This is a genomic window from Aliirhizobium smilacinae (genome assembly GCF_006335145.1).
Classification (GTDB): Bacteria; Pseudomonadota; Alphaproteobacteria; order Rhizobiales; family Rhizobiaceae; genus Neorhizobium; species Neorhizobium smilacinae.
In genome coordinates this window covers 846,401-868,212 of record NZ_VDMN01000001.1, presented here as the reverse complement: position 1 = coordinate 868,212, position 21,812 = coordinate 846,401, and the positions used below count along the sequence as shown (strand labels likewise).

The 21,812-nt window shown below is 59.7% G+C and carries 21 protein-coding genes; 10 read left to right on the top strand and 11 right to left on the bottom strand.

Annotation, left to right across the window (positions count from 1 at the left end):
* Positions 1–30: 30 nt before the first annotated feature.
* The 3 genes from FHP24_RS04195 to FHP24_RS04185 all read right to left on the bottom strand — a co-directional run bounded on the left by FHP24_RS04195 (position 31) and on the right by FHP24_RS04185 (position 2,554).
* Complete coding sequence (locus tag FHP24_RS04195; RefSeq protein WP_139673268.1) at positions 31–1,020, bottom strand: Bug family tripartite tricarboxylate transporter substrate binding protein; 990 nt, start codon at positions 1,018–1,020, stop codon at positions 31–33.
* A 215-nt stretch (positions 1,021–1,235) separates the two neighbouring features.
* Positions 1,236–1,832, bottom strand: a complete 597-nt coding sequence (locus tag FHP24_RS04190; protein WP_139673266.1) for a glutathione S-transferase — start codon at positions 1,830–1,832, stop codon at positions 1,236–1,238.
* Positions 1,833–1,855: 23 nt separating this feature from the next.
* A complete protein-coding gene (locus FHP24_RS04185) occupies positions 1,856–2,554 on the bottom strand; it encodes a ribonuclease T2 family protein (protein WP_180355884.1) in 699 nt (232 codons plus the stop codon).
* A 134-nt stretch (positions 2,555–2,688) separates the two neighbouring features.
* Here FHP24_RS04185 and FHP24_RS04180 point away from each other — a divergent pair, with 134 nt between their 5' ends.
* Positions 2,689–3,672 carry a lysylphosphatidylglycerol synthase domain-containing protein gene (locus FHP24_RS04180; RefSeq protein WP_139673263.1) on the top strand — a complete coding sequence of 328 codons (984 nt, stop codon included), beginning with the start codon at positions 2,689–2,691 and terminating at the stop codon, positions 3,670–3,672.
* 5 nt (positions 3,673–3,677) lie between these two features.
* Here the strand turns inward: FHP24_RS04180 and FHP24_RS04175 are convergent, their stop codons facing one another.
* Positions 3,678–4,550 carry a 23S rRNA (adenine(2030)-N(6))-methyltransferase RlmJ gene (locus FHP24_RS04175; RefSeq protein WP_139673260.1) on the bottom strand — a complete coding sequence of 291 codons (873 nt, stop codon included), beginning with the start codon at positions 4,548–4,550 and terminating at the stop codon, positions 3,678–3,680.
* A 98-nt stretch (positions 4,551–4,648) separates the two neighbouring features.
* Here FHP24_RS04175 and FHP24_RS04170 point away from each other — a divergent pair, with 98 nt between their 5' ends.
* From FHP24_RS04170 to FHP24_RS04160, 3 genes are all read left to right on the top strand, one after another.
* Positions 4,649–6,781, top strand: a complete 2,133-nt coding sequence (locus FHP24_RS04170; RefSeq protein ID WP_139673257.1) for a molybdopterin-containing oxidoreductase family protein — start codon at positions 4,649–4,651, stop codon at positions 6,779–6,781.
* Between the two features lie 39 nt (positions 6,782–6,820).
* A complete protein-coding gene (locus FHP24_RS04165) occupies positions 6,821–7,435 on the top strand; it encodes an NUDIX domain-containing protein (RefSeq protein WP_139673254.1) in 615 nt (204 codons plus the stop codon).
* Between the two features lie 169 nt (positions 7,436–7,604).
* The gene (locus FHP24_RS04160) at positions 7,605–8,774 is read left to right on the top strand and encodes an alpha-D-ribose 1-methylphosphonate 5-triphosphate diphosphatase (protein ID WP_139673251.1); all 1,170 of its coding nucleotides are present in this window, start codon (positions 7,605–7,607) and stop codon (positions 8,772–8,774) included.
* 7 nt (positions 8,775–8,781) lie between these two features.
* Here the strand turns inward: FHP24_RS04160 and FHP24_RS04155 are convergent, their stop codons facing one another.
* The 4 genes from FHP24_RS04155 to purM all read right to left on the bottom strand — a co-directional run bounded on the left by FHP24_RS04155 (position 8,782) and on the right by purM (position 11,246).
* The gene (locus FHP24_RS04155) at positions 8,782–9,207 is read right to left on the bottom strand and encodes a type II toxin-antitoxin system VapC family toxin (RefSeq protein WP_139673248.1); all 426 of its coding nucleotides are present in this window, start codon (positions 9,205–9,207) and stop codon (positions 8,782–8,784) included.
* Entirely contained in the window at positions 9,183–9,416 is a 234-nt protein-coding gene (locus tag FHP24_RS04150; RefSeq protein WP_139673244.1) for a type II toxin-antitoxin system Phd/YefM family antitoxin, read from the bottom strand. Before FHP24_RS04150 ends, FHP24_RS04155 begins: the two co-directional genes overlap by 25 nt.
* Positions 9,417–9,492: 76 nt before the next feature.
* Complete coding sequence (purN, locus tag FHP24_RS04145; RefSeq protein ID WP_139673242.1) at positions 9,493–10,146, bottom strand: phosphoribosylglycinamide formyltransferase; 654 nt, start codon at positions 10,144–10,146, stop codon at positions 9,493–9,495.
* Between the two features lie 26 nt (positions 10,147–10,172).
* On the bottom strand, positions 10,173–11,246 hold the full coding sequence (gene purM, locus FHP24_RS04140) for a phosphoribosylformylglycinamidine cyclo-ligase (protein WP_139673239.1): 1,074 nt from the start codon (positions 11,244–11,246) through the stop codon (positions 10,173–10,175).
* A 208-nt stretch (positions 11,247–11,454) separates the two neighbouring features.
* Between purM and FHP24_RS04135 the strand changes: the two genes are divergently transcribed.
* From FHP24_RS04135 to ppx, 4 genes are all read left to right on the top strand, one after another.
* Positions 11,455–12,621 carry an AI-2E family transporter gene (locus FHP24_RS04135; protein WP_139673237.1) on the top strand — a complete coding sequence of 389 codons (1,167 nt, stop codon included), beginning with the start codon at positions 11,455–11,457 and terminating at the stop codon, positions 12,619–12,621.
* Between the two features lie 22 nt (positions 12,622–12,643).
* A complete protein-coding gene (gene hdaA / locus FHP24_RS04130) occupies positions 12,644–13,372 on the top strand; it encodes a DnaA regulatory inactivator HdaA (protein WP_139673234.1) in 729 nt (242 codons plus the stop codon).
* A 64-nt stretch (positions 13,373–13,436) separates the two neighbouring features.
* Complete coding sequence (locus FHP24_RS04125) at positions 13,437–15,629, top strand: RNA degradosome polyphosphate kinase (RefSeq protein ID WP_139673231.1); 2,193 nt, start codon at positions 13,437–13,439, stop codon at positions 15,627–15,629.
* 5 nt (positions 15,630–15,634) lie between these two features.
* A complete protein-coding gene (gene ppx, locus FHP24_RS04120; protein ID WP_139673229.1) occupies positions 15,635–17,155 on the top strand; it encodes an exopolyphosphatase in 1,521 nt (506 codons plus the stop codon).
* A gap of 56 nt (positions 17,156–17,211) precedes the next feature.
* On the opposite strand, the gene FHP24_RS04115 is transcribed toward ppx, so the two are convergent.
* A complete protein-coding gene (locus FHP24_RS04115) occupies positions 17,212–17,655 on the bottom strand; it encodes an SRPBCC family protein (RefSeq protein ID WP_139673226.1) in 444 nt (147 codons plus the stop codon).
* Positions 17,656–17,948: 293 nt separating this feature from the next.
* On the opposite strand from FHP24_RS04115, the gene FHP24_RS04110 reads away from it, so the two are divergent.
* The gene (locus FHP24_RS04110) at positions 17,949–18,887 is read left to right on the top strand and encodes a DMT family transporter (protein WP_139673223.1); all 939 of its coding nucleotides are present in this window, start codon (positions 17,949–17,951) and stop codon (positions 18,885–18,887) included.
* A gap of 112 nt (positions 18,888–18,999) precedes the next feature.
* Here the strand turns inward: FHP24_RS04110 and FHP24_RS04105 are convergent, their stop codons facing one another.
* Together FHP24_RS04105 and FHP24_RS04100 are read right to left on the bottom strand one after the other, a co-directional pair.
* Complete coding sequence (locus FHP24_RS04105) at positions 19,000–20,358, bottom strand: esterase-like activity of phytase family protein (protein WP_139673220.1); 1,359 nt, start codon at positions 20,356–20,358, stop codon at positions 19,000–19,002.
* A gap of 140 nt (positions 20,359–20,498) precedes the next feature.
* Positions 20,499–21,392, bottom strand: a complete 894-nt coding sequence (locus FHP24_RS04100) for an AraC family transcriptional regulator (RefSeq protein ID WP_139673217.1) — start codon at positions 21,390–21,392, stop codon at positions 20,499–20,501.
* On the opposite strand from FHP24_RS04100, the gene FHP24_RS04095 reads away from it, so the two are divergent.
* Entirely contained in the window at positions 21,391–21,798 is a 408-nt protein-coding gene (locus FHP24_RS04095) for a DUF2000 family protein (RefSeq protein WP_139673214.1), read from the top strand. The two genes, FHP24_RS04100 and FHP24_RS04095, sit on opposite strands and share 2 nt — an antisense overlap.
* Positions 21,799–21,812 lie beyond the last annotated feature (14 nt).

Genomic DNA, 21,812 nt, shown 5'->3' with positions numbered 1-21,812 from the left:
TGCCGCGGGCTTTTTCGTATTCGAAAACCGTCAATCCATCTGGATGTTGGCGGCCTTGACGACCGGGCTCCATTTGGCGAGCTCCGCAGTCACATGCTTGCCGAGTTCTTCCGGCGTCGAACCGACGATCGTCGCACTGAAATCCTTCATCCGATCGGCGACAGCCGGGTCTTTGAGCGCTGCATTTGCTGCTTCGTTGAGCTTTGCGACCACTTCCGGCGGGGTGCCGGCGGGCGCAAAAAGCGCGTTCCAGGTATAGGTCTCGTATCCCGGCACGGTTTCCGCCACCGTCGGCACATCGGGGAAGGAGGATGCCCTTTCCTTCGTCGTCACGCCGAGCGCCTTCAGCGTTCCGCCTTTGATGTGGCTTGAGGACGAGGGGAGGTTGTCGAACATGATCGAGATCTGGTTGCCCAGAAGATCGTTGAGAGCAGGGCCGGCGCCCTTGTAGGGAACGTGCTGCATCTTTACCCCAGCCATGCTGTTGAACAGCTCGCCGGACAGATGCAGCGGCGTGCCGTTGCCGGATGAGGCATAGGAATATTTGTCCGGGTCTTTTTTCAGAAGCTCGATCAGTTCAGCGACAGAATTGACTTCAAGTTTCGGATTGACGACCAGCACGTTAGGCACGATGACCAGCAGCGAGACCGGCGAGAAATCCTTTTCGGGATCATACGGTTTCTGTTTCAGGATCAACGGGTTGAGCGCGTGTGTTGCAACGGTTCCCATGAGGATCGTGTAGCCGTCTGCCTCCGCGCGTGCGACCCGGTCGGCACCGAGATTGCCACCGGCACCAGCGACGTTTTCGACCACGACCTGCTGGCCGAGTATGTCGGCCATCTTCTGGGCTACGACGCGGCCGACGACATCGGTCGATCCGCCGGCGGCGAAAGGCACGACCAGCGTGATCGCCCGGTCGGGAAATGTCTGAGCGGCTGCAGGCTGGCCGATCGACAGTGCCGAAAGAGCGGTGCCGGCAAGAACGAGTGCGGCGCGCCGCGTCAATGCAGTGAGTGTCATCTCATTTCCTCCATCACGGCCTCCCGCCGTTCGTCTCATAGTAGCGGAGGAAGGGACGAGGGCAAGCAATTCAGGTGCTTGCATGGATAGGAGGAAAGTCTAAGTCTATTGGAGGTTGAGTGGCGTCGGGAACTTGCTCCTCATCCGCCTGTAGGCACCTTCTCCCCGCGAGCGAGGAGAAGGTTGGGGTTAGGGGCAGAGGCTGGCTACGTTGCTCAGCTCGCCGCCTTCATCTCCGCATAATGATAAAACTTCTTGGCAAAAATATCAGGCCATGAAGCAAGCTCCGGACGGCCTTCCGCCCACTGGCCGTTGAAGCGCAGGTCGAGATAACCGATCATCGCGGCAAGCGCGAAATGGCCGCCGTGCAGTTTCTTGCCGGTCTTCGGCAGGGTCTTTTCCAGATAATCGAGAGATTTGACGACCTTCGCCCACTGTTTGTCGATCCAGGGCTGATAGGCATTTTCCTCGCCACGGAAACGGCGCTCGTAGACGATCGACAAAAGACTATCCATCACACCATCGCACAGCGCCTCGAGCACCTCCGCTTCGGTGCGTTTCTCATCCTTTTTCGGATAAAGCTTGCCGCCCGACTTGCGGTCGAGGAAATGCATGATTGCGACGCTGTCATAGATAGGCGCCTCGCCCTCACGGATCAGCACGGGGATCTTGCCCAGCGGATTGTTGTCGGTCAGTTCGGCCGGGGCCTCATTGGTATCGGTCTTCACTTCGGTGAGTGCGATGCCAAGATGGCGCGCCGCCATGCGGCACTTGGCCGAGTAGGGCGAAGCGGGTGAGTAGAGAATTTTCATGAAAGTTCCTCTTTGGAAAATTGTCAGCGAGCAGGCGGCAGGGTGATCTGACTGATCGTGCAGCCACGGCGGTCGACCTCGGCGCAGTCGCGGAATGCCAGGTCCTTGGTAAGGCAGATACGGATTTCTTCAAGCTGTCGCCCCTCGCAGCTTGCAGCGATCCCCCGGTGAGTCATGCCGGGATTGGCGCTGAGAAATTTCTGCTCGATCTCGTCGGCCGAAAGGCTTAGCGGCCGGTCGCCGCGTGAAAGGTCGGCGGGAATTTCGATTTGTTGAAAAGCCTGCCGCACTTTTTCGAAATAGGCCCTCTGGCCGAGCCCGGAGCAACTCCCGTGCTTACGCCACTGATGGCCGACAAGCCCCATCGATGGCATGATGTCGAACATGGCCTCGCCGAGGTCACGCGGCACACGGTCAGACTCGGCGGTTCGGCAGAAGTCCGGATAACCGTTCTCATTTTGCGGCCAGAGTCCATGCACGACGAAGCGGGAACGTTTGTCGAGGCCGCATTGCTGGCCGTTGCGCGCGCCCTTGTCGCTGGCGCAGAAGGTTGGCGACCATGACAGCGAGAGTACGTAGAAGTCGAAATTTCCGGCGCGGTCCTGGGTGCGATCCTGACGGCGCTCCTGTGCGTTGACCGGGGACAATGCCGAAATGGCCGTCGCAAGCATGAGTACTGCGGCAAAAAGGATCTCGCGGACAGCAGACGATTTCTTCATCATGATCACGAATCCTCACCATTGGAACACGAGAGCGTTGTAATTGTTGAATGTTCAGTGTCCAGGCGAATAGAGTGCAAATTCGCTGATGGCTGCGTGCAGTGATCGAGGTGGGGAGCATAGAGCGAAATAGCTGAATGACATTCAAGAAATACCTGTGGCCCGTCGTAGGCGGCCTGACGATAGCGCTTTCGGCGTGGCTTCTCTACAAGGAATTGAGAGGACTTTCGCTTGATGACTTATGGGTGAGCCTTGCGGCCATTCCCAAGACACACTGGTGTCTGGCAGCGGGATCGAGCCTCGTCGCCTACTGGGCGCTGGCGGGGTATGACCGCATCGCGCTGATGCATCTCGGGCGCAAGATCGACTGGCTGTTCATCACGGTCTGTTCCTTCACCACCTATGCGCTGTCGCATAATATCGGGGCCTCGGTGGTTTCCGGTGCGGTCGTGCGTTATCGGGCCTATTCGACCCGGGGCATGACGCCGGCGGAAATCGGCGTTCTCATCGCCATGTGTTCCTTCACCTTCATTCTCGGAACGCTGATGCTGATCGGCATCATCCTCGTTATCGAGCCTGAAGTGATCGAACGTTTCGGCGACCTGATCCCCGTCGAGGCCTCTGCCGCTATGGGTTATGTCCTGCTGGTGCTGATCGGGCTCTATGTTGTCGCAAGCTTCATGAAGCTGAAGCCGCTGACGCTCCGGCTTGCGAAATTCGGCTCGGTCAATATCGTCTATCCGGCGCCGCGGGTCGTGCTGCCGCAACTTCTCATCGCCCCGATCGAACTTATCGGCGCCGCCGGCATCATCTATTTCGCGCTGCCGGAGGCCGGAAATCCCGGCTACATGATCGTGCTGGGGATATTTCTCGTATCGTTCTCGGCCGCACTCCTTTCCCATGCGCCGGGAGGTTTGGGCGTGCTGGAACTGGTCTTCGTCATGGGCCTGCCGGACATGAACCCGGCAGACGTGATCGCAGCGCTTCTCGTCTTCCGGCTGTTCTACCTGATCATCCCGTTCATCATGGCGCTGGTGGTGATCTTCGTCTTCGAGCGCTCGCAGTTCCGCCGTAACGACCCGCTCGACATGCAGCGGGCAAAACAGCAGGAAGAGCCCTGACCGCGTCAGTCGTCGTCGCGTGACCCGGCCTCTTCTCCACGCAGCCAGAAGGCGCGTTGCGAGGCGAAACGGTCCTGCGCCAGGATCGTCTTGAGCACCGGCAGCAGCGCGTGCAGCTCGTCCTTCAGCGTGAAGGGCGGGTTGACGACGATCAGGCCTGAGCCGGTCAATCCCGTCGTTTCGCGATCACTTTTGATGGAAAGTTCGGCGCAGAGCATTTTCGGGATTTCCAGCGCCTGAAGTTCGTCATGGAAGGCCTTGATCGGAGCGCCTTTCTTGATCGGATACCAGAGGCAGTAGGTGCCGCCGGAGAAGCGGCGATAGGCGTTTGCCAGCCCGCTCACCAGCCGCTCGTATTCGTCACTTTCTTCAAACGGCGGATCGACCAGCACGATCCCCCGCTTTTCCTTCGGCGGAAGATGCGCGCCGAGCGCCAGCCAGCCATCCAGTTCCGTCACGCGAACCTGGTAATCGCCTTCGAAGAGATTGTGCAGACGATTATGGTCTTCCGGGTGAAGCTCCATCGCCGAAAGCCGGTCCTGCGGGCGAAACAGCATGCGCGCGAGCTTCGGCGAGCCGGGATAGAGCTTGATGCCGCCCTTGGGGTTCAGGTCCCGGACGGCGCCCAGATAGGGTTCGAGGATTTCCGCGACATTTGCCGGAAGCTCCGCCTCCATCAGACGGCCGATACCATCGACCCATTCGCCGGTCTTCTGTGCCTCTTCCGACGACAGGTCGTAGACCCCGATGCCGGCATGGGTATCGAGCACGCGAAACGCCTTGTCTTTGTTCTGCTGGTAGCGAACGAGTCGTGCCAGAACGGCGTGCTTGAGGACGTCGGCGAAATTGCCCGCGTGATAGATATGCCGGTAGTTCATGGTCTCTGATCCTGCGGGGCTAAGATTGTCGCGTGAATAAAACTGATGCTCCGCAAATCGCGCTTTTTGCGGGCTCGCGCTTGCAATATAGAAAACCCATGAACGTTGCGACCCCCATCTCCGCCAAAACGAAACCGGGCCATAATTCCGTTGGCCATACAGTCTGTCCGCACGACTGTCCGAGCGCCTGCGCGCTGGACGTCGATCTGACCGAGGACGGAAGGATCGGCCGTGTGCGCGGCTCGTCCGACAACAGCTATACGGCAGGTGTCATCTGCGCCAAGGTCGCGCGCTATTCCGAGCGCATCTACCATCCGGGCCGGTTGATGGTGCCGCAGCGCCGCAAGGGCGCAAAGGGCGATGGCAACTGGCAGGAGGTCTCCTGCGAGGCGGCGCTCGACGAGATCGCCGACGCCTTCGTCAAGGCAGAGGGGAAGCATGGTTCGGAAGCCGTCTGGCCTTATTTCTACGCCGGCACGATGGGGCAGGTGCAGCGCGACTCGATCGAGCGTCTGCGGCATGCCAAGAAATATTCCGGCTTCATGGGCACGATCTGCACCAACATGGCCTGGACCGGTTATGTGATGGGCACCGGCGCCTTGCGTGGTCCTGATCCGCGCGAGATGGCGAAGTCCGATTGCGTCGTCATCTGGGGCACCAATGCGGTCGCCACCCAGATCAACGTCATGACCCACGCCGTGAAGGCCCGCAAGGAACGCGGCGCCAAGATCGTTGTCGTCGATATCTATGACAATCCGACGATGAAGCAGGCGGATGTGAAGATCGTCGTCCGCCCCGGAACGGATGCAGCGCTTGCCTGCGCTCTGATGCATATCGCCTTTCGCGACGGTTATGCCGACCGCGAATACATGGCGAAATATGCAGATGACCCGGCAGGCCTCGAAGCCCATCTGAAAACCCGCACGCCCGAATGGGCCGCGGCGATCACCGGTCTTTCTGTCGAGGAAATCGAGGATTTTGCCAGGCTGATCGGCACGACGAAGAAAACCTTCTTCCGTCTCGGTTACGGCTTTTCCCGCCAGCGCAACGGCACGGCTGCCATGCATGCGGCGCTGTCGATCGCGACGGTTCTCGGCTGCTGGCAACATGAAGGCGGCGGTGCCTTTCACAACAATGGCGAGATCTTTCGGCTGAACAAGGCCGAGCTGATGGGCACGGCCTATATGGATCCGGAGATCCGCATGCTCGACCAGTCGCAGATCGGCCGCGTGCTGACCGGCGACGCGGAGGCTCTGCGCCATCGCGGCCCGGTGACCGCACTTCTGATCCAGAACACCAACCCGATGAACATAGCGCCGGAACAGCGGCTGGTTCGGCAGGGCTTTCTGCGTGACGACCTGTTTACCGCCGTGCACGAGCAGTTCATGACCGACACGGCGAAAGTGGCCGACATCGTGCTGCCGGCAACCATGTTCCTCGAACATGACGACCTTTACCGTGCCGGCGGTCAGCAGCATATTCTGCTCGGGCCGAAGCTGGTCGAACCGCCATCGACGGTGCGCACCAATCTCTTCGTCATCGAGGAACTGGCAAAGCGCCTCGGCATCGATCATTTCGCCGGTTTCGGTCACGACGAGCGCACCCATATCGACCGTATCCTGAGCGATAGCGGCTGGGGCAGCTATGAGGACCTCAAGGCGAACCGCTGGATCGATGCCCAGCCGGATTTCGATACTGCCCACTACATCGACGGTTTCGGTTATCCGAACGGAAAGTTCCGTTTTTCGCCGGACTGGGTCAATGGCCCGTCGCCTGATCGTACCCCGGCAAGCGTTGGGCCGCTTGGGCCGCATGCCGAGCTGCCGCGCTTTCCAGACCATGTGGCGGTGATCGAGACGGCGGACGCAGAACATCCGTTCCGCCTGGCAACCTCGCCGTCGCGCAGTTTTCTGAATTCCAGCTTTGCCGAGACGAAAAGCTCGGTCCAGAAGGAAGGCCGGCCGGAAGTGATGATCGAGCCGACCGATGCGCAACGCTTGGACATCGTCGACGGTGACGTGGTGCGGATCGGCAATCGTCGCGGCGAAATCCGTCTTCATGCAAAACTGGTGCCGGGGGCAAAGCCGGGCGTCCTGATCGCAGAAGGGCTCTGGCCGAACGACGCGCATCTTGATGGCGAAGGCATCAACGTGCTGACCGGTGCCGACCCCGTGGCACCTTTCGGTGGCGCTGCCGTGCATGACAACAAGGTCTGGCTGCACAAGGCCTGATCCTGCAAGATGAAACAGATTGGGACGACAGGGACGGACATGATCGACATCGACACTTCCGAAGCCGAACGCGTGCGGTTGCTTTCCAGGCGAATACTTTGGAAAGGCTTCGTGCAGCTTGAAATGCTCACCTTCGAGCAGCACATGCCCGACGGACGCATCGTCACGATCGACCGCGAGGTCCACGATCACGGTAGCGCCGCGGGCATTCTGCTGCACGACGCGCGGGACGATACGGTCACACTGGTCCGCCAGTTCCGCCCCGGCGCTTTCGCCAATGGCGATCCGGCCTACATGCTGGAAATTCCGGCGGGTCTCGTGGACGAAGGTGAAATACCTGCCGATGCAGTGATACGCGAGGCGATGGAGGAGACCGGTTTCTTGATCGAGAAGCCCAGGCATATCTGCGACATCCATGCCAGTCCCGGAGCGCTGACGGAAAAGCTGTCACTGTTTGTAGCCAGCATTGACGCCGACAAAAAAACCGGCCTCGGCGGTGGGCTCGCAGGCGAGGCTGAGGATATCGAGATCGTCACCCTCGGTCTCGATGCGGCCTATCGAATGATTGCCACCGGCGAGATTACCGACGCCAAGACCATCGTCGCGCTGCAATGGGCGATGCTCCATCGCGACAGTCTTTCACCTTGCGATTGACCATGAAATAACGGCTCTCTTGAGGGGCTGATTTTCTCTGTTTTTCGAAAGAGCTGGGGGCGGTTGCCATACCGTACCTTTTCATGCGCGTTATTTCACATGATTGTCACGAAGGCGCACTAACGGCTGCGCCTTGTCCATTTTGCAAAATCGTTCAGGAGACAAGCCTATGTGGCTCGGCAATTTCACCCTCGTTCTTCCCAATGAGGTGGTGAGCGGTGGCTCGGTGCGCATCGAGGACGGTGTCATCGCTGAAATTCGCGCCGAACCTGTCGCCAATGCCGTCATCGATGGTGGCAACCGTTATCTGATGCCCGGCTTTGTCGACCTGCATGGCGACATGATCGAGCGCGAGATTTCCCCGCGTCCGAATGCCGAGATGCCGATCGATTTCGGCATTCATGAACTGGACAAGAAGCTGGCGGCTGCCGGTGTTACCACGGCATTCGCGGCGGTCTCCTTTGCCACCGAAAGCGTCTACGGCAACGTCCGCTCGCTGGAAACGACATCGGCCGTCATCGAGGGCGTCAACCGGCTGCGCGACAATCTGCTGATCGATCATCGCGTCCATGCCCGTTACGAGATCACCAATGTCGGTGCCGCGGCAACGCTGGAACGTTTGCTGGAAGCCGGCGAGATCGACATGGTGTCGCTGACCGACCATACGCCGGGGCAGGGCCAGTACAACAATATCGAAGCCTATGTGCTGAGCATGTCCGAGCGACGCTCGATCTCGATCGAAACGGCGCAGGAGATGATCAACAAGCGCATCGAGATGCGCAAGAACCCGGATATCGAGACGCGGCTGAGCGAAATCGTCGCCTTGTCACGCAAGCATGGCCTTTCGCTTGCGTCACATGATGATGACAGCGTCGAGAAGGTCATCGAGATGCAGGCGCTCGGCGTGACGATCAGCGAGTTTCCGGTGACAATGGCGGCCGCCGAGGAAGCGGTACGCCGCGGTCTCTACACGCTAATGGGCGCGCCGAATGCTCTGCGCGGCAAATCCATGTCCGGCAATCTGAGCGCGCTTGAAGCGGCGAAGGCAGGCCTGCTGTCGACGATCGCTGCGGATTATCACCCGGCAGCCTTTGTTCCGGCTGTGTTCAAGCTTGCCGATGTCGTGACCGGCGGATTGCCGGCCGCGGTCGCAATGGCGACATCGAATGCGGCCCGCGCCGCCGGCATCACCGATCGCGGCGAGATCGCCATCGGTCAGCATGCCGATCTGGTGGTCATCGAACACGGCGACGTTCACCGTATCCGCGCAACCTTCCGTGACGGCCGCTTCGTCTATAGCGACGGTACTCTGCATCCGCTGCAGATACTGGCTGCGTAGAAAGCTCTCATGCGAGCAGCGGCACGCCGTCCTGTGTCGCTGCGGCGATCAGTTGGTTGTCGAGTGTCGCGAGCGGCAACCTGGTCTCGAAAGCCAGGGCCAGATAGGCCGCATCGTAAGCTGTGAGCCCGTGCCTTTCGGCAAGGGTGAGGATTTGTTTGCTGTCTGACCTGGGTGCCGTGATAATGTTAAGTTGGTCCAGGCGGAGCATCGAATGCCAGACTTCCGGCAACGAAAGCCTTTTGCGCCGGTAGGAAGTCATCAGGATGTTTCGCATTTCGTGCCAGAAGAGATCCGGCACGGTTGCGGATGCACCATCGAGAAGCTTCAAGGCTGCATCCGCAACCAAACTTTGTTCATCGGGCAAAAACCAGACGAGAGCTATGGATGCGTCGAGAACAAGGCCCGTTATCGGCGTCCGATCTGCTTCCATTCGGCGATCTCTTCCTGAGTGACCGTCTTACGACCTGCGCGTTCGCGAAGAATGGTTTCGATAAGTTCGGCTTTGCTGATCGGCTGTGTCACACTCGTCAATTGCGCCACCGGCACGCCATCGCGGGCGAGAACGACATCCTCACCGGCTTCCACTTTCGCAAGCAGTTCACTGAGATCGGCGTCGCCGATATTGACTGTGATCGTCATCGTTATGCTCCACCTGTCAAGGCAGGATAGAGCCGGTCATCGAACCGGTCAATTGGAGTGAAATGTCCGCCCCAAATCAGGCTGAGATGAGGGTGCCGAAGTCTTCTGCCGAAGCAATGCCGCCGACGGCCTTGCCATCTTCCATCTTCACGTTGCCCTCTGCCAGCAGCTTCAGTGCCAGCGGATAGAGCTTGTGCTCGACGGTGAGTACACGGGCCGCAAGTGTCTCGACCGTGTCGCCCGTTGAGACCGGCACGGCCGCCTGCGCGAGGATAGGGCCTTCGTCCATGCCTTCGGTGACGAAATGCACGCTGCAGCCGGCAATCTTCATGCCGGCCTCGATGGCGCGCTCATGGGTGTGCAGGCCAGGGAAAAGCGGCAGCAGGGAAGGGTGGATGTTGATGATGCGACCGGCATAGGGGCGGATGAATTCGCCCGATATCAGACGCATGTAACCCGCGAGGCAGATGATGTCCGGCTTGATTTCGTCGAGGGCCGCCAGAATGGCTGCCTCGTGCTCAGCCTTGCCGGCATAGGCCTTGCGCTCGAAGACATGGGCGCTGATGCCGCGGCTTTGCGCCTTGGCGAGGCCGCCGGCGGCCGGTTTGTCGGAAATGACGGCGACGATCTCGGCAGGAAAGTCCGGTGCCGCGCAGGCATCTGCCAGCGACACCATGTTGGAGCCGCTGCCGGAGATGAAAACAACGACGCGTTTTTTGGCCGAGTTCATGGTCCTTGCCTTTTGAAAGGTCGAGTTCAGAGGCCGAGCGTGCCCTTGTAGATGACACCGGCACCGCCTTCGGGGCGCTCGATCATCCGGCCGAGCTGGACGACGGTTTCGCCTTCAGTTGCCAGAGCATCGGTGACGATCTTGGCGTTCTCTTGCGAAACGACAACGATCATGCCGACGCCGCAGTTGAAGGTGCGCAGCATTTCCTTCGGCTCGACGCCGCCGGTCTTGGCAAGCCAGGAGAACACGGCTGGAACCGGGATGTTGCCAAGCTCGATCTCGGCGGAAAGCGTCTTCGGCAGGACGCGCGGAATGTTTTCCGGGAAACCGCCGCCGGTGATGTGCGCAAGCGCCTTGAGGGCCTTGGTCTCGCGGATCGCCTTCAAAAGCGGCTTCACATAGATGCGGGTCGGCGTCAAAAGAGCTTCGCCGAGCTTCTTGTCCGCCGCGAACGGCGCAGGCGCATCCCAGCCAAGGCCGGAAAGTGAGACGATCTTGCGCACCAGCGAAAACCCGTTTGAATGGACGCCGGAAGAAGTGAGGCCGAGGATAACGTCGCCGGGAGCGATGTCGCCGGCCGGCAGAAGCTGGCCGCGTTCGGCTGCACCAACCGCAAAGCCTGCAAGGTCATAGTCGCCGTCGGAATACATGCCCGGCATTTCGGCGGTCTCGCCACCGATCAGCGCACAGCCGGATTCGACACAACCAGCAGCGATGCCCTTGACGATCGCCGCGCCCTGGTCGGGGTCGAGCTTGCCGGTTGCGTAATAATCGAGAAACAGCAGGGGTTCTGCGCCCTGCACGACGAGATCGTTGACGCACATGGCGACGAGGTCGATGCCGACCGTATCGTGGAAATCAGCATCGATGGCGATCTTCAGCTTGGTGCCGACACCGTCATTGGCAGCTACCAGGATTGGATCGGTAAAACCGGCCGCCTTGAGATCGAACAGGCCACCGAAGCCGCCGATTTCGCCGTCAGCGCCGGGACGGCGGGTCGAGCGCACCGCCGGCTTGATCTTCTCGACCATCAGGTTGCCGGCATCGATATCGACGCCTGCATCGCTATAGGTGAGACCGTTCTTGCCTGCCTCGCTCATAATCCATCTCCAGTCCGGACCCAAAGGGAACTATAAGCTGCCGCCAATTGCACGGCACGCCCGGATATGCAAGCGTTACGGCCATGTTTTAAAGGCATTTCACAGGCATGGTCCTTAACCGGGATGTGAACTTGACCTCTTCCCGTAAGCCCCTCATATGCCTCATGCACCGCAGGCTTGAGCTTGCCGGGAACCTCAAGGAGCAGACATGCCATACCACGTCAGTGGCGCAAGCCTGAAGCGTTACATCCTGTTCTGGATCGCGGTTCTGCTCGGCTTTATCGTGTTCCTGTGGTTCTTCTCCTCCATTCTCCTGCCCTTCGTGGCAGGCATGGCGCTCGCCTATTTCCTTGATCCGGTCGCCGACTGGCTGGAGCGCCGGGGCTTGAGCCGCACCATGGCAACGGTGGTTATCCTCGTCTGCTTCGTCACCATCTTCGCGCTGGCGCTGATGCTGGTCATTCCGATCATCCTCAGCCAGTTCACCCAGTTCGCGGCTGCGATGCCGCAATACATATCCGAATTGCAGACGATTATTTCGAGCCCGCAGACCTCTTTCTTGCCGCCCTGGATATCGAGCCAGATCGAAACGGTGAAGGACAATTTCTCGCAGGTTTTGAGCCAGGGGGCCGGTTTCGTCGGCTCGCTTCTGGCGCAGATCTGGAATTCCGGCAAGGCGATCGTCGATGTCATGTCGCTGCTCATCGTCACCCCGGTCGTCGCCTTCTATATCCTGCTCGACTGGGATCGCATGGTCTCCAAGGTCGATAGCTGGGTGCCGCGCGATCAGGTTCAGGTGGTGCGCCAGATCGCCCGAGACATGGATCAATCCGTTGCCGGCTTCATCCGCGGCCAGGGCTCGCTCTGCCTTATCCTCGGCATCTATTATGCGGTCGGCCTGTCGCTGGTCGGGCTGAATTTTGGCCTGCTGATCGGTTTTGTCGCCGGCATGATCTCGTTCATCCCCTATATCGGCTCGCTGCTCGGCCTGGTGATGGCGATCGGCGTGGCACTTGTGCAGTTCTGGCCTGATTATCCCTGGATACTGGCGGTTGCCGCCGTGTTCTTCTCGGGCCAGTTCCTCGAAGGCAACATCCTGCAGCCGAAACTGGTCGGCCAGAGTGTCGGCCTGCATCCGGTCTGGCTGATGTTTGCGCTGTTCGCTTTCGGCGCACTTTTCGGCTTCGTCGGTCTGCTGATTGCGGTTCCGGCGGCTGCGGTGGTTGGCGTGCTTGTCCGCTTCGCGCTCTCGCGGTATCTTGATAGCGATATCTACTATGGACGATCCGCCGATCTTCCCTGGGAAGAATCGGCGCCGCACGCCGTCGAACACAAGAGCGGTGTGCGTGAAATCGAAGCTCCCAAGAACAACTGAAATTGCCCCAGAACGATAGAGAATGACTGACCCTGTAGACCGCCCGCAAGGCAGAGGCGAACAATTGCCGCTGCAATTTTCCCACGATACCGCGCGTGGTCGTGAAGACCTGCTCGTTTCGGAACGGCTCGCCGCCGCTGTCTCGCTCGTTGACGAATGGCCGCACTGGCCGTCGCCCGTGGTCGTGCTGGCCGGGCCTGTGGGATCGGGCAAGTCCCATCTCGCCAATATCTGGCGCGAGCATTCCGGTGCGGTCGAGATCCACCCGCAGGCGGGCTCCAACACCTCGCAGATTGCAGCTGCCGGTCCGGTCCTGTTCGAGGATGCCGATCGCCGGGGTTTTGACGACACCGAGCTTTTTCACGTCATCAACGCCGTGCGCCAGCATGGCCATACGCTGCTGATGACGTCGCGGCTTTGGCCGATCTCCTGGCCGGTCGAACTGCCCGATCTGAAGTCCCGCCTGAAGGCGGCGACCGTGGTGGAAATCGGCGAACCGGACGAAGAATTATTGGCTCAGGTGATCATCAAGCTGTTTTCGGACCGGCAGCTTAATATTGATGACAAACTCGTAGGCTACATCGTCACTCGGATGGAACGCTCGCTGGACGCGGCGCAGCGCATCGTCGATCAGCTCGACAAGCTGGCGCTTGCCCGCGGTACCCGGATCAACCGCAATCTCGCGGCCGAGGTGCTGGAGCGCTTCGGTCGGGCCGCCGGCGATGGCGAGCGAGACGTTGACGACGATTGACTGTCACAGTTCCGTCGTCAAAACATTATACGGCCGCAAGGCAAATCAGATGAGGGACGGAGCCATGGATCAGATCGCCGAAACGCAGGAAATCAAGGAAGTCGAGGCGACCCGCAGCTTCGAGGAGCAGCTGTCCAGCCCCGAGCGCTTCATCAATCGCGAATTTTCTTGGCTGCAGTTCAATCGTCGCGTTCTCGAAGAGACGCTGAATACCGCTCATCCGCTTCTGGAACGCGTGCGCTTCCTGTCGATTTCTGCCGCCAACCTCGATGAATTCTTCATGGTCCGCGTTGCCGGTCTCGAAGGCCAGGTGCGCCAGAACATCGTGGTGCGCAGCCCCGACGGTAAAACCCCTGCGGAACAGCTCGACGCCATCCTGCAGGAAATCGACAATCTGCAAATGGAACAGCAGGCATCGCTCGCCGTGCTGCAGCAATATCTGGCGCAGGAAGACATCCTGATCGTGCGCCCCAACGCGCTGTCCGCCGAGGACCGTTCCTGGCTTGCCACTGATTTCGAGGAAGACCTTTTCCCCGTACTGACGCCGCTGGCGATCGATCCGGCACATCCGTTCCCATTCATTCCGAACCTCGGCTTCACCATGGGCCTGCAGCTTCACAGCCTGCTCGGCAAGGAGCCGATGACGGGTCTGCTTCGCCTTCCGACGACCCTTGACCGCTTCGTTCGCCTTCCGGACGATGGCACGACGATCCGCTACATCACGCTCGAAGACGTTGTCGGCATGTTCACCGACCGGCTTTTCCCCGGTTACGAAGTGAAGGGTGCCGGCACCTTCCGCATCATCCGCGACAGCGATCTTGAAGTGGAAGAAGAAGCCGAAGACCTGGTGCGTTTCTTCGAGACGGCGTTGAAACGTCGCCGTCGCGGCAAGGTCATCCGCATCGAGACGGATTCGGAAATGCCAGCCTCGCTGCGCCAGTTCGTCGTGCAGGAACTCGGTGTGCCGGACAATCGTGTCGCGGTTCTTCCAGGGCTTCTCGCCCTCAATACCATGTCGGAAATCACCAAGGCACCGCGCGAGGATCTGCGATTCGACAGCTATAACGCCCGATTTCCGGAGCGGGTTCGCGAACATGCTGGCGATTGCCTTGCGGCCATCCGCGAAAAGGACATGGTGGTCCACCATCCTTACGAGAGCTTCGACGTGGTTGTGCAGTTCCTTCTGCAGGCCGCCCGGGACCCCGACGTCCTAGCCATCAAGCAGACCCTCTACAGAACCTCCAATGACAGCCCGATCGTCCGGGCGCTGATTGATGCTGCCGAAGCCGGCAAATCGGTCACGGCTCTCGTCGAGCTGAAGGCGCGCTTCGATGAAGAAGCAAACATCCGTTGGGCACGCGACCTTGAGCGCGCTGGCGTACAGGTCGTGTTCGGCTTTATCGAATTGAAGACCCACGCCAAGATGTCGATGGTGGTGCGCCGCGAAGACGGCAAGCTTCGCACCTATTGCCACCTCGGCACCGGCAACTATCACCCGATCACGGCGAAGATCTACACCGACCTTTCGTTCTTCACCTGTAACCCGAAGATCGCCCATGACATGGCGAATATCTTCAACTTCATCACGGGTTACGGCGAGCCTAAGGAAAGCATGAAGCTGGCCGTCTCGCCCTACACGCTGCGTCCGCGTATTCTTCGCCATATCGAGGAAGAGATCGCCCACGCCAAGGCCGGTCGTCCGGCCGCGATCTGGATGAAGATGAACTCGCTGGTCGATCCCGAGATCATCGATGCGCTCTATCGCGCCAGCCATGCAGGTGTCGATGTCGAACTGGTCATCCGCGGCATTTGCTGCCTGCGTCCGCAGATCAAGGGCCTGTCCGACAATATCCGCGTCAAGTCGATCGTCGGCCGTTTCCTCGAGCACAGCCGTATCTTCTGCTTCGGCAACGGTCAGGGTCTGCCGTCCGACAAGGCGCTCGTCTATATCGGCTCGGCCGACATGATGCCGCGCAATCTCGACCGCCGCGTCGAGACGTTGGTCCCGCTGCTCAACCCAACGGTGCACGAGCAGGTTCTATCACAGATTATGCTGGGCAATCTGATTGACAACCAGCAGAGCTACGAGATACTGCCCGACGGGACGTCAAGGCGCATGGAGGTGCGGCAGGGTGAGGAACCTTTCAATGCCCAGCACTACTTCATGACCAACCCCAGCCTTTCCGGCCGAGGCGAAGCCTTGAAGTCGAGTGCACCGAAACTGATCGCCGGAGTTCTGTCCGGCCGTAAGAAATAGGCAGTATGGTAAGTTCTGAAGCTCAGGGGCGGCTCCCGGGCATCGCCCCTGTTTCCGTTATCGATATCGGGTCGAACTCCGTCCGCGTGGTGATCTACGAGGGATTGACTCGGGCCCCGACGGTACTTTTCAACGAGAAGGTGTTGTGTGGTCTTGGCAAGGGCCTCGGCGCCAATGGCCGGATGGACGATGAAGGTGTGGCACGCGCGCTTGTCGCGTTGAGACGCTTCAAGGCGCTGTCCGACCAGGCCAAGGCGACGGATATTTATGTCCTGGCCACGGCTGCAGCCCGAGAGGCGAGCAATGGCCCGGATTTCATCCGCAATGCCGAGCAGATCCTGGGTCAGGAAATCCAGGTTCTCTCCGGTGAGGAAGAGGCCAAATATTCGGCACTCGGTGTCATCAGCGGCTTCCATGAGGTCGATGGCATTGCCGGTGATCTCGGCGGCGGATCGCTGGAACTGATCGACATCAAGGGACATGAATTCGGGCGCGGCATCACCCTTCCGCTTGGAGGCTTGAGGCTTTCGGAATCCTCCGGAAACTCGCTCACCAAGGCCCGGGCTTTCGCGCGCAAACAGGTCAATACCGCCCGTTTTCTGGAAAAAGGCGAGGGGCGGACCTTTTATGCGGTCGGCGGCACATGGCGTAACATCGCCAAGCTGCATATGGAGATCAGCAATTATCCGCTGCACATGATGCAGGGCTATGAGCTTTCGCTCGACGACATGCAGAAGTTCCTTGAAGAGGTCATCGCCGCCAAGGACAGCAAGGACGGCGCCTGGCAGGCGGTCTCGAAGAACCGCCGCTCGCTTCTCCCCTATGGTGCGATCGCCATGCAGGAAGTGCTGAGCGTCATGAAGCCGGCCAGGATCGCCTTTTCGGCGCAGGGCGTGCGCGAAGGCTATCTCTATTCCCGCCTGCCGGACAGCGAACGCGATGCGGATCCCTTGCTGGTCGCAGCCGATCAACTCGCGATATTGCGCGCCCGTTCGCCCGAGCATGCGCGCGAGCTTGCCGACTGGACCGGCCGCATGATGCCGTTTTTCGGCATAACGGAGACAGAGGAAGAGAGCCGGTATCGGCGGGCAGCCTGTCTCGTCGCCGATATCAGCTGGCGCGCTCATCCGGACTACCGCGGCGCGCAGGCGATGAACGTGATCGCCCATTCATCCTTCGTCGGAATCAGCCATCCGGGCCGCGCCTATCTGGCGCTCGCCAACTACTACCGTTTCGAAGGCGTCGCCGACAATGGCGATACCGGTCCACTGGCAACCATCGCGACGCCGCGTCTTCTGGAGCTCGCCAAGCTATTGGGTGGGCTGCTGCGGGTCGTTTATCTGTTCTCGGCTTCCATGCCCGGTCTGGTGCATCACCTGACCTTCCGGGAAGCGATGTCGCCGGATCTGGATCTCGAATTCGTCGTGCCGCACGCTTACGCCAATTTTGCCGGTGAGCGGCTGGACGGCCGGCTTCAACAGCTGGCGAAGCTGACCGGTAAGCGGTTGGCCTTCAAGTTCGAATAGTTCCAAACATGGCCGGCGAGGGCCTCTTCGCCGGCCATGGTTTTGACGGACCCGTGCTACTCTTCGATATTCGGCTCCACGAGCCGCGCCAGATTGCGCAAGCATTCCTGCCAGCCGAGATAACAGGCCTCGGCCGGGATCACATCGGGCACGCCCGCCTGGGTGATGCTGAGATCTGTTCCGACCGAGACTTTCGTCAGAATGATGGTCACCTCCATCTCACCCGGAAGGTTCGGGTCGTCGAACCTGTCCGTGTAGCGGATGTGTTCGCCGGGAACGAGTTCGCTGAATTCACCGCCAAAGGCGTGACTTTCGCTCGTCGTGAAATTGCGGAACGACATGCGGAAAGTGCCGCCGACTTTCGCATCGAGATGATGGACGGTGCAGGTAAAACCGTTCGGCGGAAACCATTTGGTCAACGCGTCGGCCTCGATGAAGGCGCGATAGACTTTTTCCGGGCTGGTCGCCAGAACCCGGTGCAGCTTGATCGTGCTCGGCATGTTCGTTTCCTCCTCTGCTGTCGATTTCCATGCTCGAAGGACGAATGGGAGCCGGGCATTCCGACAAGTCAATTTGCCCGGCAGCAAAATAAATCCGTATCGAGCTGTCTGAGAGGATAATCGACCGGTGGTTAGAAGGCCATGTTGGCAGACTTGATGAGGATAGGTTCTCGCTCCAATAAGGGCGGCGCGGTTTACAGCGACAAATTGGCGTAGGCCAGATATTTCGTTGCCCGGAATCAACCAAAGAGTGCATTTTTCGCTGTAAGCGCACTATTTCAAAGGTTGAGGCGATGTTCCAGCGGTCTGCCGCCAAAGGGGTAATTCTATCATTCGGCAGTCTGGCTCTTCTGGGCGTCATGCCTGTCATTTCGAACAGCCGCCCTGCTGAAATAGATGCGCTGACCTTCGCATTCGCCCTGTCGGTCTGGCAAACGGTCTTCGCCGCTCCTGTCGTCGCACTTGAGACGAGGAGAGGGCAAAAGGGTATCTTCGGTGCAATCATGTCGCCACGTGAGGGCAGGCGCGTTGTCATCATCGGCCTGCTCACAGGCATGATGTTCGGTCTCTCGACCTATCTTTACGTTCTTGGCACCGAAATGGCAGGTGCCGCCAATGCTGCTATAGCGCTGCAGGCCTATCCGCTTTTCGCCATCCTTCTGGAGACGGTCTTCCTTGGCCGCCGCAAGAACGTGCTTGAACTGGGTCTGACGCTGGGTCTGTGCATCGCCCTCTATTATATCGGTACCGGCGGAACCTTCCGGATGGCGGGAATATCCGTCTGGTTCCTGCTGTCGCTAGGCGTACCGTTCCTGTGGAGCATCGCTCATGTTTTGATCAAGGAGGAGTTGGCGCGGACGCCCATAACGCCAGCCCAGGTAACCTTTTTCCGGGTTCTCATATCAACCATTTTTCTTGCGATGATTCTCGTTCCCGCAACGACGACATATGGTTTGGAGGATGTGACCACTGCGCTGCTCCAGCCGATCTCGATCCTGATGGGTCTCGTCTACTATCTGGAACTGATGATCTGGTTCTATGCCGTGCGTCATATCGATGTATCGCTGGCAAGCTCGATCACCACGCCGTGGCCTGCCCTGACGATGATCGTCGCCGCCGCGGTTCTAGGCGACCGGATCGAAGCCTATCAAATCGGGGCATTTGTCGTCGTGGTGATCTGTGTTTACGCCCTGAGCTGGGCTGGCCTCAAAAAGCAAAAGGTGACGCCGTAGTGCCGCCTTAAAAGCCGGGTGCTGAATGCGCGCTCTGGATTGCGCGATACATGAAACTGCGAAAGGCGCCCGGTCTCTACCGGACGCCTCTGCATCATCGTGTCGAATATTGTTACTTCGCAGACAGGAACTCGCCGACTTCCAGCAGGCTGAATTCATTGTCGTCTGCCTTGTCGACGGCACGGCCGGCGGAGAAGGGCAGGTTGTTGTCATTGCCGATGACGATATGGGTGGCATCGACCTGATCGACGTTTTCGATCGTGACGAACGGCATGTCGTAGATGCCGGGCTTGCCGCCCGCGACCTTCTTCTTGTTGTCTGGATCCTGGATGTTCAACAGGTCGATATAGCCGATCTTGCGGACAGCCTTGCCGACATTGGCGTCGTTGAACTCGATCTTGTAGACGCGCTTCAGTTCGGCCGGTGCATCGAAGCAATCCGGCTTCGGCTGCTTCGGATCGGCGCAGGTCTTGTCCTTGGAGCCGGCGCCATTGTCGCGCTCGATGACGAGGGCGGTCGTTGCGTCGAGCATGTTGAAATCGCCGATCGCGACGCCTTTTTCAGCCAGCGGATAGAGCCAGGAACGGCCGGTCGAGTTCTTCGAGGCGATATCGAATTCGATGACGCGTAGTGCGGTGCGGCCATCGGCCTGTTCGACCTTGCCGTCTTCGAGGAAGAGCGGGCCTTCCAGCAGGCCGTAGAGCTTGGAGCCGTCCTTCGACATCGCCATGCCTTCGTAACCGCCGGAACGCTTCAGGTTGAAGACCGGCAGTTTGGCAGTCGGGTTGGCTGGCATGGAGAGTGTCGGATTGTCGGGAGACTTGACCGGCTTGCCGTCCACCACGGTGGCAACGACGTCCGTCAACTGGCCGAGAGCATCGACTTTGATCAGATAGGGACCGAATTCCTCGCCGAGCCAGAAGCCGTCAGCAACCGGCTGGATCGACTCGATGTCGAAATCGGCGCCCGTCAGGTAGCGCTTCTCCGAGCCTTCCATGACGATGGGGAAGGGAGCGATCTTGTTCGGGTCGGAAAGGAAGATGTTCTTGACCACGTCCACCTTGTTGGTTGCCCAGTCGAACTTGACCTGATGCAGGAAGAGCATGGCGTCGGACGAGTTGGCTTTGGAGCCGAAACCGTTGTCGGACAACGTCCAGAATGTGCCGTCAGCCATTGCCTTGATGCCGGAGAAGCCCTGGATTGGCTGACCGTCGAGCGGCAGCTTCACGTCGGTTACGCGGGCGCCATCCTTGCCGTCGACCGTGCCGAGATTCTCGACGCGCTTGCCCGGCGTTGTGAACTTGCCGGAGGTTTTCAGGAATTCAGGCGCATCGGCCGGCGCTGCCGTCATCGTGTTGGCCGGCAGGATTGCCTGGCCGGCGAGCTTGGCCGGAAACTCCTTGTCATCCGCAAAGGCGGAACCGGCGAGGAGGGCCGCTACTGCAACAGAAGTGATAAAGGTTTTGGTCATGAAACACCTGATCGTTTCGCATTGAACATGCAGCCTCGATAGGTTGCTCGCATGACGGGCAGGTGATGATAAATTGACGGCCGGATGAAGTTTTGATGACCGGAATTTTACAGTGCCGGCCTACCTGGATTTGACCGCGATTATAGCGCGCCATTCCGCAGAACATTCCAACGACCCGGCGTCATGCCGAAGGCCTTGCGGAAATGTCGGGTGAAATGCGCCTGGTCGGCAAACCCCGCATCGGCGGCGACATCGGCAAGTCCGCAACCGGTCGATAGCAGCCTTTTGGCGCGTTCCAGCCGGCGCATGACGAGATAACGATGCGGGCTGGTTCCGAGCAGCCGGCGGAACTGTCGCGCCAGTTCATAACGATCGAGACCGGTAATGGCCTCCAGATCTTCCGAACGAATCATCCGGGCGTTGTGCTCTTCAAGGAAATTGCGGGCGCAAAGAACCGCGGTCCGTGCTGCCGCAGAAATGGCCTTGCGGGGCATGCCGGCCTGTCGCGAAAGACCGGCGGCGATCCGCATCATCGCGTCGTCCAGCACCAGTTCATCCGGTTCGTGATCCAGATCGTCAAGGATGTCGGCAAGCGCCCGCCACAGGCCGGCATCTGCAACGACCGGATTTCCGACGAAAGGCAGCGTCCTGCGATGACCATCGATGGCACCGATCAGTTCTGGCGGCAGATAGATCATCCGGTAGATCAGCCCATCGTCGGTGCCGGCCGCGCCGTCATGCACTTCGTCGGGATGCAGTACAATGACATTGCCGGGATTGCTGAATCGTTCGGAGCCGCGATACCGAAACGTCTGCACACCGTGCAATGTCAGACCCAGCGCATAGGTATCGTGGCGGTGCGGTGAAAAGCCGTTGCCGTGGAACCGCGCCTCGATCCGCTCGACGCCACGGCTCGGCATCGCGATGCGCATGCCGTCGCGGAACTGCCCATTGCACGAACGTTCAAGACCGTCCGCATTGCCGGCCGCTAAGTGTTCGGCTCTTTCGATACCCCGAACGGAGTTTTCCCGCATGTTCGACACCAAGATCGCGATTGTTGTTCGCGACGACCTCGCCACCTGGCAGAAGCTTAACGTCACCGCCTTTCTGACGAGCGGTATTATCGCCCAGTCGCCGGCGATCATCGGGGAACCATACCGGGATGCCATGGAGAATGTCTATAATCCGCTCTCCATCCAGCCGCTTGTGGTGCTTGCCGCCGATCAGGAGACGTTGCGGGCGATCCACAAGCGCGCTCTGGATCGTAAGGTGACGACCTCCGCCTATATCGAAGAGATGTTCGCGACCGGTCACGACGTCGCCAATCGGGAGGTGTTTGCTCGGTTCGGCCCCGACGATGCCAAACTGGTCGGCATCGCGCTGCGGGCGGAAAGAAAACTGGTCGACAAAATCACCAAGGGCGCAAAAATGCACCCCTGATCGCGTTCGGGTGC

Coding starts and splice junctions, on each gene's coding strand:
- FHP24_RS04105 (WP_139673220.1), bottom strand. CDS start 20,358: ATGACCAAAACCTTTATCACTTCTGTTGCAGTAGCGGCCCTCCTCGCC.
- purM (WP_139673239.1), bottom strand. CDS start 11,246: ATGAGCGAGGCAGGCAAGAACGGTCTCACCTATAGCGATGCAGGCGTC.
- FHP24_RS04165 (WP_139673254.1), top strand. CDS start 6,821: ATGATCGACATCGACACTTCCGAAGCCGAACGCGTGCGGTTGCTTTCC.
- FHP24_RS04155 (WP_139673248.1), bottom strand. CDS start 9,207: ATGGAAGCAGATCGGACGCCGATAACGGGCCTTGTTCTCGACGCATCC.
- FHP24_RS04110 (WP_139673223.1), top strand. CDS start 17,949: ATGTTCCAGCGGTCTGCCGCCAAAGGGGTAATTCTATCATTCGGCAGT.
- FHP24_RS04175 (WP_139673260.1), bottom strand. CDS start 4,550: ATGAACTACCGGCATATCTATCACGCGGGCAATTTCGCCGACGTCCTC.
- FHP24_RS04150 (WP_139673244.1), bottom strand. CDS start 9,416: ATGACGATCACAGTCAATATCGGCGACGCCGATCTCAGTGAACTGCTT.
- FHP24_RS04095 (WP_139673214.1), top strand. CDS start 21,391: ATGTTCGACACCAAGATCGCGATTGTTGTTCGCGACGACCTCGCCACC.
- FHP24_RS04160 (WP_139673251.1), top strand. CDS start 7,605: ATGTGGCTCGGCAATTTCACCCTCGTTCTTCCCAATGAGGTGGTGAGC.
- FHP24_RS04135 (WP_139673237.1), top strand. CDS start 11,455: ATGCCATACCACGTCAGTGGCGCAAGCCTGAAGCGTTACATCCTGTTC.
- FHP24_RS04190 (WP_139673266.1), bottom strand. CDS start 1,832: ATGAAAATTCTCTACTCACCCGCTTCGCCCTACTCGGCCAAGTGCCGC.
- FHP24_RS04100 (WP_139673217.1), bottom strand. CDS start 21,392: ATGCGGGAAAACTCCGTTCGGGGTATCGAAAGAGCCGAACACTTAGCG.
- FHP24_RS04195 (WP_139673268.1), bottom strand. CDS start 1,020: ATGACACTCACTGCATTGACGCGGCGCGCCGCACTCGTTCTTGCCGGC.
- hdaA (WP_139673234.1), top strand. CDS start 12,644: ATGACTGACCCTGTAGACCGCCCGCAAGGCAGAGGCGAACAATTGCCG.
- FHP24_RS04115 (WP_139673226.1), bottom strand. CDS start 17,655: ATGCCGAGCACGATCAAGCTGCACCGGGTTCTGGCGACCAGCCCGGAA.
- FHP24_RS04185 (WP_180355884.1), bottom strand. CDS start 2,554: ATGATGAAGAAATCGTCTGCTGTCCGCGAGATCCTTTTTGCCGCAGTA.
- FHP24_RS04170 (WP_139673257.1), top strand. CDS start 4,649: ATGAACGTTGCGACCCCCATCTCCGCCAAAACGAAACCGGGCCATAAT.
- purN (WP_139673242.1), bottom strand. CDS start 10,146: ATGAACTCGGCCAAAAAACGCGTCGTTGTTTTCATCTCCGGCAGCGGC.
- FHP24_RS04125 (WP_139673231.1), top strand. CDS start 13,437: ATGGATCAGATCGCCGAAACGCAGGAAATCAAGGAAGTCGAGGCGACC.
- ppx (WP_139673229.1), top strand. CDS start 15,635: ATGGTAAGTTCTGAAGCTCAGGGGCGGCTCCCGGGCATCGCCCCTGTT.
- FHP24_RS04180 (WP_139673263.1), top strand. CDS start 2,689: ATGACATTCAAGAAATACCTGTGGCCCGTCGTAGGCGGCCTGACGATA.